Here is a 14,545-nt window from a genome sequence, read left to right on the forward strand (position 1 = left end):
GCCGGTGTTTTTCACCACTTCCAATGTCGGTGCCCACGGGCGGGCCTTGGCCACCGACATTGGAAGTGGTGAAAAACACCGGCTCGATAAGATCGAAATCCTGCTCTTCCAGCATCCGCTGCATGAGCACGGAACCGACCATGCCGCGCCAACCGATCAGACCTACACGTTTCATCGCAACTACACCTTCTTGAAAAGTGGGCCGCTGCTTTGTATTGAATTTCGCAGCGGGCCCGAGAGATTACAGATTCCGCAGCGCGGCGACTACTGCGTCACCCATTTCCTGCGTTCCGACTTTAGTGCAACCGGCCGAATAGATGTCGCCGGTGCGCAAGCCTTGATCGAGAACCACGCTGACCGCTTTCTCGATGGCATCGGCCGCAGCGTGCAGATTGAAGCTGTAACGCAGCATCATCGACACCGACAAAATCGTTGCCAGCGGGTTGGCAATGCCCTTGCCGGCGATGTCCGGCGCCGAACCGTGGCAAGGCTCGTACATGCCCTTGTTGTTCGAATCCAGCGAGGCCGACGGCAGCATGCCGATCGAACCGGTGAGCATCGAGGCTTCGTCGGAAAGGATGTCGCCGAACATGTTGTCGGTGACAATCACGTCGAACTGCTTTGGCGCGCGCACCAGTTGCATGGCGGCGTTGTCGACGTACATGTGGCTCAGTTCGACTTCAGGGTAATCCTTGGCGACCTGCTCGACCACTTCACGCCACAGTTGGCTGGACGCCAGCACGTTGGCCTTGTCCACCGAGCACAGCTTCTTGCCACGGACCATGGCCATGTCGAAACCGACGCGGGCGATGCGGCGGATTTCGCTTTCGCTGTACGGCAGGGTGTCGTAGGACTGACGCTCGCCGTTTTCCAGGGTGCGGGTGCCGCGTGGCGCGCCGAAGTAGATGCCGCCGGTCAGCTCACGCACGATCAGGATGTCCAGACCGGCAACGATTTCCGGCTTCAGGCTCGAAGCGTCGGCCAGTTGCGGGTAGAGGATCGCCGGACGCAAGTTGCCGAACAGGCCCAGTTGCGCACGGATTTTCAGCAGACCACGCTCAGGGCGGATGTCACGCTCGATGGTGTCCCATTTCGGGCCGCCCACTGCGCCCAGCAGGACTGCGTCGGCAGCACGGGCACGGTCGAGGGTTTCGTCGGCCAGTGGCACGCCGTGCTTGTCGATGGCGGCGCCACCGATCACGTCATGGCTCAGCTCGAAGCCCAGGCTGTACTTGTCGTTGGCCAGTTCCAGCACTTTGACCGCTTCGGCCATGATTTCCGGACCAATACCGTCACCTGGGAGAATCAGAATCTGCTTGCTCATGCTTTCCTCGTGTCTTCAATCGGTGCGCCACTCGGGGCGCGCCCGGCAATTTTTTATCGCTCAGCCATCAATACGATTACATCTGTACTGAACGAGCCATCGGCATCAATCTCAAAATATTCGCGCACTTCGTTGCCCATCGACTGCTGCAACTGGCGGATCGCCGCGCGCATCACTTCAGGTGTGCGCATGCGCTCGACCCAACTGCTGTACTCCAGACGCAGGCGCTGACGGCTGGTGCTGCGGGTATGCAGCCCGGCCTCGCTGACCTGCCGCAGCCACTCGCCGGCCGAATAATCGCGCACATGGCTGGTGTCGCGCAGCACTTCAACGCTTTGCAGGTAAGTGTCGAACAACGGGCTGCCCGGTGACAACACGTCGATGAACGCTGCCACACCGCCCGGTTTCAGCACCCGGCGCACTTCGCGCAGGGCCACACCGAGATCGCTCCAATGGTGCGCCGAATAACGGCTGAAGACGCAATCGAATTCGCCATCGGCAAACGGCAGCCGCTCGGCGGCACCGTTGACCGTGGAGATGTTGGCAAAACCGCGATCCACAGCGGCGGCAGCGACCACGTCGAGCATTTGCTGCGACAGGTCGTAAGCCACCACTTCTTTCACCAGTGGCGCCACATGAAAGCTCACATGACCGGCGCCGCAACCCAGGTCCAGCACCCGGGCCGCGCCCTGTCCTGCCAGTTCAGCCTGTAGCAGCGCGAATTCAGTGCCTTGCGCATGAACGGCGCTGCTCAGGTAGGCGGCGGCCTGTTCACCGAATTGCTTTTGTACAACCTGGGTGTGCTGGGCGGTGCTGGTCATAGTCATTTCCTGGCATTTGTGTTGTTTGAGCGGCCGCCTTCGCGAGCAAGCCCGCTCCCACATTTGAAATGCATTCCCCTGTGGGAGCGGGCTTGCTCGCGAAGAGGTCAGCCCTGACTACATCAATCTCGAATCAATCATGCGTCGCGAAACAACCACGGCTGGCTCACACGATGTTTCGCTTCGAACGCCGCAATCGCATCGCCGTCCTGCAAGGTCAGACCAATATCGTCCAGACCATTGAGCAGGCAGTGCTTGCGGAACGCGTCGATTTCGAAGCGGTACACCTTGCCGTTCGGGCTGGTCACGGTCTGCTCGTGCAGATCAATCTGCAATTGATAGCCTGGCTCGGCCTCGACCTGCTTGAACAATTCATCGACTTCAGCGTCGCTCAAGATGATCGGCAGCAAGCCGTTCTTGAAGCTGTTGTTGAAGAAGATGTCGGCGTAGCTCGGCGCGATGATGCTGCGGAAACCGTATTCTTCCAGCGCCCATGGCGCGTGCTCACGGCTGGAGCCGCAACCGAAGTTTTCGCGGGCGAGCAACACGCTGGCGCCTTGATAACGCTCGGCGTTGAGCACGAAGTCTTTGTTCAACGGGCGCTTGGAGTTGTCCTGATACGGCTGGCCGACATCCAGGTAACGCCACTCGTCGAACAGGTTCGGGCCGAAACCGGTGCGCTTGATCGACTTCAAGAATTGCTTGGGAATGATCTGGTCGGTGTCGACGTTGGCACGATCCAGAGGCGCGACAAGACCAGTGTGCTGGGTAAAAGCTTTCATGCTGCGCTCCTTTAAATCAATTCACGAACGTCGATGAAACGACCGTTCACCGCCGCCGCAGCGGCCATGGCCGGGCTCACGAGGTGGGTACGACCACCGGCGCCCTGACGGCCTTCGAAGTTACGGTTGGAAGTCGAGGCGCAATGCTCACCGGACTCCAAGCGGTCGGGGTTCATCGCCAGGCACATCGAGCAACCCGGCTCACGCCATTCGAAACCGGCTTCGAGGAAAATCTTGTCCAGACCCTCGGCTTCCGCCTGCGCTTTCACCAGACCCGAGCCCGGCACGACGATGGCCTGCTTTATGGTCGATGCCACTTTGCGGCCCTTGGCGATCACGGCGGCAGCGCGCAAGTCTTCGATGCGCGAGTTGGTGCAGGAACCAATGAATACGCGATCCAACTGAATGTCGGTGATCGCCTGATTGGCAGTCAAACCCATGTATTTCAAAGCGCGGACAATCGAATCGCGCTTGACCAGATCCATCTCTTTCGCCGGATCCGGCACGTTCTGATCAACGGCCAGGACCATTTCCGGGGAGGTGCCCCAGCTGACTTGCGGCTTGATCTGCGCAGCGTCGAGTTCAACCACGGTGTCGAACTTGGCATCGGCGTCGGAGACCAGATCTTTCCAGGCTTCAACCGCCTGATCCCACTGCGCACCTTTCGGCGCGAACGGACGGCCCTTGACGTACTCGACGGTCTTTTCATCCGCCGCTACCAGACCCACACGGGCGCCGGCTTCGATGGACATGTTGCAGATGGTCATGCGGCCTTCGACGGACAGATCGCGAATCGCGCTGCCGGCGAATTCGATGGCGTGGCCGTTACCGCCGGCGGTGCCGATCTTGCCGATTACCGCGAGGACGATGTCCTTGGCAGTCACGCCGAATGGCAACTGACCTTCGACGCGCACCAGCATGTTCTTCATTTTCTTCGCGACCAGGCACTGGGTGGCGAGCACGTGCTCGACCTCGGAAGTGCCGATCCCGTGCGCCAAGGCACCGAACGCGCCGTGGGTCGAGGTGTGCGAGTCACCGCAGACCACGGTCATGCCCGGCAAGGTTGCGCCCTGCTCCGGGCTGATCACGTGGACGATGCCCTGACGGATGTCGTTCATCTTGAACTCGACGATGCCGTACTCATCACAGTTGTCATCGAGGGTCTGAACCTGCAAACGCGAGACTTGGTCGGCAATGGCTTCGATGCCGCCCTTGCGCTCCGGCGTGGTCGGTACGTTGTGGTCCGGGGTCGCGATGTTGGCATCGATGCGCCACGGCTTGCGCCCGGCCAGACGCAGGCCTTCGAAGGCTTGCGGCGAGGTCACTTCGTGGATGATGTGACGATCGATATAGATCAGCGCCGAGCCATCGTCGCGCTGCTTGACCAAATGCGAATCCCAGAGCTTGTCGTAGAGCGTTTTGCTGGCCATCAGACGGTTCCTCATCAGCTTGTTTCTATGCCCTGGGTTTATCAATAACCCTTTGGCTTGTGAGGCCGATCCTATGGGGTTACATTAAATAACTCAAATTCATATTTTTTATGCTTTGGATAACCAACTGGAATACGAACCATGGATCTGGCCAACCTCAACGCTTTCATCGCCATCGCCGAGACCGGCAGCTTCTCCGGCGCCGGGGAACGCCTGCATCTGACGCAACCGGCGATCAGCAAACGCATCGCCGGACTCGAGCAACAATTGAAGGTGCGGCTGTTCGATCGACTGGGTCGTGAAGTCGGCCTGACCGAGGCTGGCCGCGCCCTGCTGCCCCGGGCATACCAGATTCTCAACGTGCTGGACGATACCCGCCGCGCCCTGACCAACCTGACTGGCGAAGTCAGCGGCCGGCTGACCCTGGCCACCAGTCACCACATCGGCCTGCACCGTTTGCCGCCGCTCTTAAGGGAATTCACCCGCCGCTACCCACAGGTGGCGCTGGATATTCAGTTCCTCGATTCGGAAGTGGCCTACGAAGAAATTCTCCACGGCCGTGCGGAACTGGCAGTCATCACCCTGGCGCCGGAGCCGCACACGCTGGTCAAAGCCACACCAGTGTGGGACGACCCGCTGGATTTCGTGGTGGCGCCGGAACACTCGCTGATCAGCAATGGCGCAGTGAGCCTGGCGGACATTGCCGGTCATCCGGCGGTTTTTCCCGGAGGCAACACCTTTACTCATCATATTGTCCAACGTTTGTTCGAAGCCCAAGGGCTGACGCCGAACATCGCCATGAGCACCAACTACCTGGAAACCATCAAGATGATGGTCTCCATTGGTCTGGCCTGGAGTGTTCTGCCACGCACCATGCTTGATGAACAGGTCGCGCGCATACCTTTGCCGGGCATACAGCTCAGTCGCCAGCTAGGCTATATCGTGCACACCGAACGGACGCTGTCGAATGCGGCAAGGGCTTTCATGGCCTTGCTGGATGCGCAAATCGATCTGCCAGGGACTCCAGGCTAACTTGTGCTACTCCTATAGAGCCGCTGTCCCTGTGCCTAACGCCACCATCAGCTCAAGGCCCGTTAACAATGCCGAAATCTGTTGACCGAATTCCGCCGATGCCGCGTATTCAGGCCATTGATCCGCGACGTTCCGAGCAGAGCTGGGAGAGTGCGCCGCAATTGCTCGCCGCGCTCAACGGCGCCCGGCTCGGCGCCTGGTATTGGGACATCGAGCGCGGGCAGATCAGTTGGTCACGGGGCACCCAGGCGCTGTTTGGCTTTGATCCACGGCAACCGCTGCCGCAGGATCTGGAATACCTCGACCTGCTGCCGCCCGAAGACCGGGCGAAAACCGTCAGAGCATTCCACGCGGTGATTGCCGGCGCGCCGCTGGAACAGGCGATGCATCACCGCATCCGCTGGCCCGACGGCAGCCTGCACTGGCTGGAAATCAGCGGCAGTCTGCTGCCGGACAAACACGGCCGTCCCCGAATGATCGGGGTGATTCGCGAAATCACCCACCAGCGTCAACGCGAACAGGCCCTGAGCAGTTCGGAGAAACGTTTCGCCACACTGTTTCACCTGTGTCCGAACATGGTGCTGCTGACGCGCCAGGAAGACGGCCTGATCACCGAAGCCAACCAGTATTTCGAAAGCCTGTTCGGCTGGCCGGTTCAGGACGCGATCGGTCGCACCACACTGGAACTGGGCCTATGGGTGCACCCGGAACAACGCGCAGAGCTGGTGAAAAAGACCAAGGCCAAGGGCGAATTGATCAGCATGGAAGTGCAGTTCCGCGCCAGCAACGGGCAGATTCATGACGGCATTCTCAGCGCGCAGAAGGTCGAACTCGAAGGTCAGCCGTATCTGCTCAGCACGTTTCTCGACACCACCGAACGCAAAGCCGCCGAACACGCCTTGAAAGACAGCCAGGAACGCCTCGATCTGGCGCTGGACTCGGCGCAACTCGGCACCTGGGATTGGCACATCCCCAGCGGCATGCTCTACGGCTCGGCGCGGGCCGCGCAATTGCACGGGCTGGAGCCGATTCCGTTTCACGAATCGTTCGAAGAATTTTTTGAAGGTGTGCCCGGCGAAGAGCGCGACAGCATGCGCGACGCCTACCGCAGCCTGCGTGAAGGCCCGGCCGGCAACTATCAACTGACTTATCGCGTGCAACTGCCGGATGGCAGCTCACGCTATCTGGAAAGCCGCGCCCGCCTCTATCGCGACGAAAACGGCGCGCCGCTGCGCATGGCCGGGACCTTGCTGGACATCACCGATCAGGTCGAACGCGAACAGCGCCTGGTGGCTTCGGAAGAGAAATTCGCCACACTGTTCCAGGTCAGCCCGGACCCGATCTGCGTCACCCGCCAGGACAGCGGCGAGTTCATCGAAATCAACAACAGCTTCACCCAGACCTTCGGCTGGAGCGCCGCCGACGTCATCGGGCGCACTGCCGAAGACATCGGCCTGTGGGACGCCTCGGCGAAAAGCCTGCAACGCATCGAGCGGGTGATCCGCGAACAGGGCCTGAGCAATGTCGCGATCATCGTCCAGCACAAGGACGGCCAGTCGCTGACCTGTGTGATTTCCAGCCGACAGATCAGCGTCGGCAATCAGCCGTGCATCGTCACCACTTTGCGCGACATCACCCAACAGCAGCGCTCCGAGGCTGCGCTCAAGGCCAGCGAAGAGAAATTCGCCAAAGCATTTCACTCCAGCCCCGATGCGATCACCATCACCGAACGGGATACCGGGCGTTATCTGGAGGTCAACGACGGTTTCTGCCGCCTCACCGGTTATCGTGCCGAAGAAGTGGTGGGCAAGACCGTGTACCAGATCGGCATCTGGGCCGAAGAAAAACAACGCTCGGCGTTGCTCGCCGAACTGCAGATCAAGGGCCGCGTACATCATCAGGAAATGCTCGGGCGCAACAAGCGTGGTGAGTTGCTGACGGTGGAGGTGTCGATCGAACCGATCACCCTCAACGAAACCGCGTGCCTGCTGCTGACGGCGCGAGATGTCAGTCTGCTGAAAAACGCCGAAGCGCAGATCCGCCACCTGGCCTATCACGACCCGCTGACCAACCTGCCTAACCGCGCCTTGCTGATGGATCGCCTGAGCCAGCAGATCGCCCTGCTCAAGCGTCACAATCTGCGCGGCGCGCTGCTGTTCCTCGACCTTGACCACTTCAAGCACATCAACGACTCGCTGGGCCACCCGGTCGGCGACACCGTGCTGAAAATCATCACCGCACGGCTCGAAGCCAGTGTGCGCATGGAAGATACGGTCGCGCGTCTCGGCGGCGATGAATTCGTGGTGCTGCTCAGTGGCCTCGAAGGCACGCGCAACGAGGTCAGCGCCCAAGTGCGGGAACTGGCCGACACCATTCGCGAATTGCTCTCGGAGCCGATGTTCCTCGACGGCCAGCGCCTGCAAGTGACGCCGAGCATCGGTGTGGCGCTGATTCCCGATCACGGCTCGACCCCGACCGACCTGCTCAAGCGCGCCGATATTGCCCTGTACCGGGCCAAGGACTCCGGGCGCAACACCACGCAGATGTACCACAACACCATGCAAAAAGCGGCCAGCGAACGGCTGCGCATGGAGACCGACCTGCGTCTGGCGCTGTCCCGTGGCGAATTCAACGTGCATTACCAGCCGCAGGTCGACGCGCGGGACAACCGCATCATCGGCGCCGAAGCCCTGGTGCGCTGGAATCACCCGGAACTCGGCGCACAATCGCCCACCGAATTCATCAAGGTGCTGGAAGACAGCGGCCTGATTCTGGAAGTCGGCACCTGGATCCTCGACGAGGCCTGCGAAGCGTTCAAACAGTTGATCGCGTTGAAGCTGGTCGACCCGCTCAACTTCAGCCTGTGCGTGAACATCAGCCCACGACAATTCCGCCAGAACGACTTCGTCGAACGCATCGAACACAGCATGATCAGCCACGGCCTGCCCTGCTCGCTGCTGAAACTGGAGATCACCGAAGGCATCGTCATCCAGAACCTGGATGACACCATCATCAAGATGCGTCGCCTGAAAAAACTCGGCGTGAGCTTCGCCATGGACGATTTCGGCACTGGCTATTCATCACTGACCTACCTCAAACGCCTGCCGGTGGACACCCTGAAAATCGACCAGTCGTTCATCCGCGACGCGACCACCGACCCCAACGACGCCGAAATCATCCGCGCCATCGTCGCCATGGCCCGCAGCCTGGAACTGGAGGTGATTGCCGAAGGCGTCGAGACGCCGGAACAACTGGCGTTCCTGCAAGGGCTCGGCTGCCATTTGTATCAGGGTTACCTGCACAGTCGGCCGGTGGCACTGGATGAGTTGAAAAAGATGCTCGAATGACGGGCACAAAAAAAGGGCGCCAGTGGCGCCCTTTTTTCTTGCTCGGTCTTATTGCAGAACCGGCTTTTGCGCCCCGTTGATCGGAATGCGCTTGGCTTTCGCCTCTTCCGGGATCACCCGCAACAGGTCGATGCTCAGCAGACCGTTGCTCAGATCGGCGGCCTTGATCTCAATGTGATCGGCCAGGCGGAAGGACAGCTTGAAAGCACGCTGGGCAATGCCTTGATGCAGGAAGGTCACGCCTTCGTTGGCATCACGCTTGCCGCCACTGATGGTCAGCACACCCTTCTCGACTTGCAGCTCCAGGTCTTCTTCCTGGAAACCGGCTGCCGCTACGACGATGCGGTATTGATCGTCACCGTGTTTTTCCACGTTGTAGGGTGGGTAGGTGCTGCCTGGCTCGTTGCGCAGCGCGGTTTCGAACAGATCGTTGAAACGGTCGAAACCAACCGAGGAACGGAACAGTGGTGCCAGGGAAAATGCAGTACTCATGGTTCAAATCTCCTGAAAACAATCAGCAAGGTTTTTTGACTCCGCGACCCGAATTCGGCATCGCGTAACCCTTAGATAGGGACCGCCAAAATGATTTCAAGAGATTATTTGCAGATTTTTTTCAGGCGGCTTCGGCGACTGGCAAACCCAGCAAACGCGAGACTTGATCCGGTTCGGTCTCGCGACGCAGCACGGTAAAGAGCTCGGTAGCCTCGGGATAATTGCGCGTCAGCATCGCCAGCCATTGCTTCAAGCGACCCGGCGATTGGCGTGCGGTCATCTGCGCCTTGGCTTGCAGCCAGAAGTCCTGAATCAGCGGCAGCAGCTCGGCCCAGCTCATTTCGACCACTTCTTCACCGGCGCGCGCGGCAGCGATCTGCCGAGCCAGATCCGGGCGCGAGACCAGACCGCGACCGAGCATGATGTCTTCGACGCCGCTGATTTCGCGGCAGCGGCGCCAGTCTTCGACGCTCCAGATATCGCCGTTGGCGAACACCGGCACCTTGACCACGTCCTGCACGCGCGGAATCCACTCCCAATGCGCCGGCGGCTTGTAGCCATCGACCTTGGTCCGGGCATGCACCACGATGTGCTCGGCGCCGCCCTCGGCCAGCGCGGTGGCGCAAACCAGCGAGCCGTCCGGGCTGTCGAAGCCCAGGCGCATCTTCGCGGTGACCGGAATATGTGCCGGCACGGCGCGACGCACGTGCTCGACGATGGAGTTGAGCAGTTCCGGCTCCTTGAGCAGCACCGCCCCGCCCCGAGACTTGTTGACGGTCTTGGCCGGGCAGCCAAAGTTCAGGTCGATCACTTGCGAGCCGAGCTCGCAGGCCAGCGCCGCGTTTTCCGCCAGACACACCGGATCGGAACCCAACAATTGCACGCGCAGAGGCACGCCGGAACGGGTGCGGGCGCCATTGAGCAGCTCCGGGCCGAACTTGTGGAAGTAGGCCGGGGTGAGCAACTGATCGTTGATCCGAATGAACTCGGTCACGCACCAGTCGATGCCGCCAACGCGGGTCAGCACGTCGCGCAGGATGTCGTCGACCAACCCCTCCATGGGCGCCAGGGCAATTTGCATGGGGAAAACACTACTCAGGAAGAAAAAACGTGCGGCAGTTTACTGGATTACGAGAAAAACCGCAGATCCCTTGTGGGAGCGGGCTTGCTCGCGAAGGCGTCGTGTCAGTCAGCATTCATTTAACTGATCCGCCGCCTTCGCGAGCAAGCCCGCTCCCACAGGTTAGATTTGGGCTGTTTCTGGACTTTGGATGGCTGGGCCATAACCCTCGATGAATTCCGCCGGCATGCGCTTGGGCTTGCCGGTGGACAGTTCGATGCAGACGAAAGTGGTCTGGGCACGCAGCAAAGTGGCGTTGTCGCTCGGGCGGATCAGCTGGAAGTGTCGGGTCATTTTCAGGCGCTGATCCCAATCGACGATCCAGGTCGCCAGTTGCAACTCGTCGCCTTCGTAAGCGGCTGCCAGATAATCGATTTCATGGCGGACCACGGCCATCGCCCGATCCAGGCGCCGGTACTCGACCAGGTCCAGACCCAGCCGCTGCGAGTGACGCCAGGCGCAGCGTTCGAGCCAGGTCACGTACACCGCGTTGTTCGCGTGGCCCAGCCCGTCGATGTCCTCGGCGCCTACTTGCAGATCAATGGTGAACGGCGTTGCCCGATCCCAGCCCATGCCCCACTCCCGGTCAGATTATTCAACCGGGGCAGTGTAACGGATGTCAGGCCGATTGCCGCGCTTGAAGGCTGCGCCCCGCCAACAGTGATAATACGCCATCAACCACTCGAGGGTCGGCCAGCACGCGCTGGTGACCGCCGCTTTCCAGGCGCAGCAGACGACTGTCGAACCATGATTCGTGGATCAGTTGCGATTCCTTGACCGAGACGAAGGTGTCGTCCTCGGCATGCACGATCAGGCCCGGCATATCCAGTTGATAGTGCGCGACATCAAGGGTCGCGGCGCGCATGCCGACGTCCTGCTCGACCTGACGGATGAACGCCGAGCGCGCCCGCGGTGGCATCCCGACGTAGCGGGCGAAACCGCGCAGCACGCCGAGAATTCGTGCGGGAGCTGCGATGCTGACCAGGGTTTCGGTGCGCAGACCCAGTTGCACCGCGAGCATGGCACTGGCGCCGCCCATGGAGTGGCCGATGACGGCTTGAAGAGGTGGCAGTTCAGCGGCCGCTTCGAGCATGGCGCGGGCGAACAGTACGACGTTGGCTTCACGCCCCGGTGAGCGACCATGAGCCGGACCATCGAGGGCAACGACGGTGTAACCGGCCTCGACCAGTGCGGTGATCAACGCCGCAAACTGCGTGGGTCGCCCTTCCCAGCCGTGCATCAACAACACCGCCGGCCCCTGGCCCCAGCGCAGCGCCGACAAACCGAAGCGCAGGGTGATGCGTTCGGCGCTCGCCAGCAGCGGCAACTCCCAATCGCGCAGTGGCAACATGCGCGGCGTCATGAACGCCCGACGCATTTTGCTCGCTACTCGCTGCGGTGCAATCCAGCCCAAGGTGCCATTAACGCCACGAACCCACTTCAACGTGTTCATCGCTCTTTCCTCAGGCGTGCTGCCTTCAGGTCAACGCACCGCCGACTTGGCGGCGCGCAGCAATCGATCGGATAAATCGCCCGGGCCCAGCGCGCGTGCCAGCGCCAGACCACCCACCATCAACGCCACATCGGCCAGCGCTTTGTCGGTGTCTTCGGGGCTGGACGCCAACTGCGCAATCATCAGCTCCAGGTGTTCGTTCAGCGCAAGGCGGAAGGATTCCGGCAAACGTCCAAGCTCGCCGATCGAGGCTGGAATCGGACATGCGGCATCGCTGGAATCCCGATGCTTGCGCGACAGGTAAAACGCCGCGACCAGGGCGCGACGCTCTTCACCGGTCAGCTCGGAGTCCATGTCGGCGATCAGGTCGCGGCGACGACCGAGCAGTTGCTTGAACGCCTCGAGCATCATGGCGTCCTTGCTTTCGAAGTGCGCGTAGAAACCACCGACGGTCAGGCCGGCAGCGCCCATCACTTCGCCCACGCTGGGATCCGCCGGGCCACGCTGAATCAGTGCGGCGCTGGCAGCCTTGAGGATGCGTTCGCGGGTTTGAGCTTTTTTATCGTTCATCGTTGCCTCCGAATATTACGACTAGAATATTATTCGCATAATAATATTCTGCAAGTCGAGGATATGACCGCTGGTCTGAAGCACAGTGTAAGGAAAAAGGAGAGTTGGCCAAACGCCAGACAAACAAAAGGGCCATTCAATAATTGAATGACCCTTATAAATCCCGCAGAGCGGGTAATCGTGGCGTCCCCTAGGGGACTCGAACCCCTGTTACCGCCGTGAAAGGGCGGTGTCCTAGGCCACTAGACGAAGGGGACACAAACCCTTCTATACAGCTGATCAGTGCTGAGATCTGATCTGATTCAAGGCCGGTGTGGCCAGACCTTGAACTGTAAAATTGGTGGAGCTAAGCGGGATCGAACCGCTGACCTCCTGCATGCCATGCAGGCGCTCTCCCAGCTGAGCTATAGCCCCTCATCGTTGATGTCATCGCTGAGGACGGGGCGAATCTTAAGGGCGTATCGAAAGCCTGTCAAACTTATTTTTGAAAAATTTCAAAATTTTTTGTCGGCATTACAATCACTTACCGCCCTCCCCCCGAAAATCCGGGAGGTTTACGCACACCGCGACCTGTAGGAGCTGGCGCAGCCTGCGATCTTTTGCTCTTGCTTCTTAAGACCAACGGCAAAAGATCGCAGGCTGCGCCAGCTCCTACAGGGAATCACAAGTGCTTAGGCGATAGCGCCCAGCAGCTTTTCCCACTCTTTGTTTTCTTTCTTCGACACGCCGCCCAGCAGGTCGATCGCCTGACGCAGACGGAATCGGGTCAGGTCCGGGCCGAGAATTTCCATCGCATCGAGCACCGATACCGAACTGGCCTGCCCGGTGATCGCGGCAAACATCAGCGGCATCGCGTCACGCAGCTTCAGCTCGAGGGATTCGACCACTGCCTGAATCGTTGCGGTGATGTTGTCCTTCTCCCACTGACGCAGGCTTTCCAGCTTCCACAGGATCAACTGCATCATCTGACGCACCTGATCACCCGAGAGCTTTTTCGATTCGAACAGCTTGGCATCCGGGTTCACGCCACCGGCAAAGAAGAAGCCGCCCAGCGGTGCAACCTGACTGAAGGTTTCCACGCGACCCTGTACCAGCGGTGCGATCTTCATCATGTATTCGGAGTTGAACGCCCACTGCTGCACGCGTGCGGCGAACTCTTCCACCGGCAGGTCACGCAGCCACTGGCCGTTGAGCCACGACAGTTTCTCGATGTCGAAGATCGGCCCGCCGAGGGACACACGCTTGAGGTCGAAGTTGTCGACCATTTCCTGCAGCGAGAACTTCTCGCGCTCGTCCGGCATCGACCAGCCCATGCGACCGAGGTAGTTGAGCATCGCTTCCGGCATGAAGCCCATGCGCTCGTAGAACGTCACCGAAGTCGGGTTCTTGCGCTTGGACAGCTTGCTCTTGTCCGGGTTACGCAGCAGCGGCATGTAGCACAGCTCCGGTTGTTCCCAGCCGAAGTATTCGTACAGCAGAATCAGTTTCGGTGCCGACGGCAGCCATTCTTCACCGCGCAGCACGTGGGTGATGCCCATCAGGTGGTCGTCGACCACGTTGGCGAGGAAGTAGGTCGGCAGGCCGTCGGTCTTCATCAGCACTTGCATGTCCATGCGATCCCACGGGATCTCGACATCGCCACGCAGCATGTCCGGCACCACGCAGACGCCTTCGGTCGGCACTTTCATGCGGATCACGTGCGGTTCGCCGGCGGCCAGACGGGCCGCGACTTCTTCCTTCGACAGCAGCAGCGCGCGGCCGTCGTAACGCGGGGTTTCGCCGCGCGCCATTTGCTCGGCGCGCATCTGGTCCAGCTCTTCGGCGGTGCAGAAGCATGGGAACGCATGGCCCATGTCGACCAGTTGCTGGCAATACTTCTGATAGATATCGCCACGCTCGCTCTGCCGGTACGGGCCGTGCGGGCCGCCAACGTCCGGGCCTTCGCTCCAGTCGATACCCAGCCAGCGCAGGGCGTCGAAGATCTGCTGTTCGGACTCGCGGGTCGAACGCAACTGGTCGGTGTCTTCGATGCGCAGGATGAACTCACCGCCATGCTGCTTGGCAAAGCAGTAGTTGAACAATGCGATGTAAGCGGTACCTACGTGGGGGTCCCCGGTAGGCGATGGCGCGATGCGAGTGCGGACGGTGGTCATGGCATGTCTCGAAAAGAATGA

The 14,545-nt window shown here is 60.4% G+C and carries 12 protein-coding genes, 2 tRNA genes and 1 pseudogene; 2 read left to right on the forward strand and 13 right to left on the reverse strand.

The window, feature by feature from the left end:
• The 5 genes and pseudogenes from ACIOUG_RS11685 to leuC all read right to left on the reverse strand — a co-directional run.
• Positions 1–175: pseudogene (locus tag ACIOUG_RS11685) on the reverse strand (hypothetical protein); the annotation flags it as partial.
• A 66-nt stretch (positions 176–241) separates the two neighbouring features.
• Positions 242–1,324: a 3-isopropylmalate dehydrogenase gene (gene leuB, locus ACIOUG_RS11690; protein ID WP_401065494.1), complete on the reverse strand. Its 1,083-nt coding sequence runs from the start codon at positions 1,322–1,324 to the stop codon at positions 242–244.
• Between the two features lie 53 nt (positions 1,325–1,377).
• Positions 1,378–2,145 carry a class I SAM-dependent methyltransferase gene (locus ACIOUG_RS11695; RefSeq protein WP_401065496.1) on the reverse strand — a complete coding sequence of 256 codons (768 nt, stop codon included), beginning with the start codon at positions 2,143–2,145 and terminating at the stop codon, positions 1,378–1,380.
• A gap of 137 nt (positions 2,146–2,282) precedes the next feature.
• Positions 2,283–2,927 carry a 3-isopropylmalate dehydratase small subunit gene (gene leuD / locus ACIOUG_RS11700; protein ID WP_098964653.1) on the reverse strand — a complete coding sequence of 215 codons (645 nt, stop codon included), beginning with the start codon at positions 2,925–2,927 and terminating at the stop codon, positions 2,283–2,285.
• 11 nt (positions 2,928–2,938) lie between these two features.
• Complete coding sequence (leuC, locus tag ACIOUG_RS11705) at positions 2,939–4,357, reverse strand: 3-isopropylmalate dehydratase large subunit (protein ID WP_401065499.1); 1,419 nt, start codon at positions 4,355–4,357, stop codon at positions 2,939–2,941.
• Positions 4,358–4,498: 141 nt separating this feature from the next.
• Here leuC and ACIOUG_RS11710 point away from each other — a divergent pair, with 141 nt between their 5' ends.
• The gene (locus ACIOUG_RS11710; protein ID WP_007969232.1) at positions 4,499–5,389 is read left to right on the forward strand and encodes a LysR family transcriptional regulator; all 891 of its coding nucleotides are present in this window, start codon (positions 4,499–4,501) and stop codon (positions 5,387–5,389) included.
• Positions 5,390–5,457: 68 nt separating this feature from the next.
• Entirely contained in the window at positions 5,458–8,736 is a 3,279-nt protein-coding gene (locus ACIOUG_RS11715) for a PAS domain S-box protein (RefSeq protein ID WP_401065500.1), read from the forward strand.
• A gap of 48 nt (positions 8,737–8,784) precedes the next feature.
• On the opposite strand, the gene ACIOUG_RS11720 is transcribed toward ACIOUG_RS11715, so the two are convergent.
• The 8 genes from ACIOUG_RS11720 to gltX form a co-directional block, all read right to left on the reverse strand.
• The gene (locus ACIOUG_RS11720; protein ID WP_007969230.1) at positions 8,785–9,228 is read right to left on the reverse strand and encodes an Hsp20 family protein; all 444 of its coding nucleotides are present in this window, start codon (positions 9,226–9,228) and stop codon (positions 8,785–8,787) included.
• A gap of 121 nt (positions 9,229–9,349) precedes the next feature.
• A complete protein-coding gene (locus tag ACIOUG_RS11725; protein ID WP_401065502.1) occupies positions 9,350–10,309 on the reverse strand; it encodes a tRNA dihydrouridine synthase in 960 nt (319 codons plus the stop codon).
• Between the two features lie 162 nt (positions 10,310–10,471).
• Positions 10,472–10,921 carry an acyl-CoA thioesterase gene (locus tag ACIOUG_RS11730; RefSeq protein WP_401065505.1) on the reverse strand — a complete coding sequence of 150 codons (450 nt, stop codon included), beginning with the start codon at positions 10,919–10,921 and terminating at the stop codon, positions 10,472–10,474.
• Between the two features lie 46 nt (positions 10,922–10,967).
• The gene (locus tag ACIOUG_RS11735) at positions 10,968–11,801 is read right to left on the reverse strand and encodes an alpha/beta fold hydrolase (RefSeq protein WP_401065507.1); all 834 of its coding nucleotides are present in this window, start codon (positions 11,799–11,801) and stop codon (positions 10,968–10,970) included.
• Between the two features lie 30 nt (positions 11,802–11,831).
• Positions 11,832–12,371, reverse strand: a complete 540-nt coding sequence (locus ACIOUG_RS11740) for a TetR/AcrR family transcriptional regulator (protein ID WP_401065509.1) — start codon at positions 12,369–12,371, stop codon at positions 11,832–11,834.
• A gap of 181 nt (positions 12,372–12,552) precedes the next feature.
• Positions 12,553–12,628: transfer RNA gene (locus ACIOUG_RS11745), tRNA-Glu, on the reverse strand.
• Positions 12,629–12,709: 81 nt separating this feature from the next.
• Positions 12,710–12,785: transfer RNA gene (locus ACIOUG_RS11750), tRNA-Ala, on the reverse strand.
• 257 nt (positions 12,786–13,042) lie between these two features.
• Positions 13,043–14,524 carry a glutamate--tRNA ligase gene (gene gltX, locus ACIOUG_RS11755; protein WP_401065512.1) on the reverse strand — a complete coding sequence of 494 codons (1,482 nt, stop codon included), beginning with the start codon at positions 14,522–14,524 and terminating at the stop codon, positions 13,043–13,045.
• Between the last annotated feature and the right edge of the window lie 21 nt (positions 14,525–14,545).

It is taken from the genome of Pseudomonas sp. NPDC087803, from assembly GCF_044742995.1.
Lineage (GTDB): Bacteria > Pseudomonadota > Gammaproteobacteria > Pseudomonadales > Pseudomonadaceae > Aquipseudomonas.

Coding starts and splice junctions, on each gene's coding strand:
- leuB (WP_401065494.1), bottom strand. CDS start 1,324: ATGAGCAAGCAGATTCTGATTCTCCCAGGTGACGGTATTGGTCCGGAA.
- ACIOUG_RS11740 (WP_401065509.1), bottom strand. CDS start 12,371: ATGAACGATAAAAAAGCTCAAACCCGCGAACGCATCCTCAAGGCTGCC.
- ACIOUG_RS11695 (WP_401065496.1), bottom strand. CDS start 2,145: ATGACCAGCACCGCCCAGCACACCCAGGTTGTACAAAAGCAATTCGGT.
- leuD (WP_098964653.1), bottom strand. CDS start 2,927: ATGAAAGCTTTTACCCAGCACACTGGTCTTGTCGCGCCTCTGGATCGT.
- ACIOUG_RS11730 (WP_401065505.1), bottom strand. CDS start 10,921: ATGGGCTGGGATCGGGCAACGCCGTTCACCATTGATCTGCAAGTAGGC.
- gltX (WP_401065512.1), bottom strand. CDS start 14,524: ATGACCACCGTCCGCACTCGCATCGCGCCATCGCCTACCGGGGACCCC.
- ACIOUG_RS11725 (WP_401065502.1), bottom strand. CDS start 10,309: ATGCAAATTGCCCTGGCGCCCATGGAGGGGTTGGTCGACGACATCCTG.
- ACIOUG_RS11715 (WP_401065500.1), top strand. CDS start 5,458: ATGCCGAAATCTGTTGACCGAATTCCGCCGATGCCGCGTATTCAGGCC.
- ACIOUG_RS11710 (WP_007969232.1), top strand. CDS start 4,499: ATGGATCTGGCCAACCTCAACGCTTTCATCGCCATCGCCGAGACCGGC.
- ACIOUG_RS11735 (WP_401065507.1), bottom strand. CDS start 11,801: ATGAACACGTTGAAGTGGGTTCGTGGCGTTAATGGCACCTTGGGCTGG.
- ACIOUG_RS11720 (WP_007969230.1), bottom strand. CDS start 9,228: ATGAGTACTGCATTTTCCCTGGCACCACTGTTCCGTTCCTCGGTTGGT.
- leuC (WP_401065499.1), bottom strand. CDS start 4,357: ATGGCCAGCAAAACGCTCTACGACAAGCTCTGGGATTCGCATTTGGTC.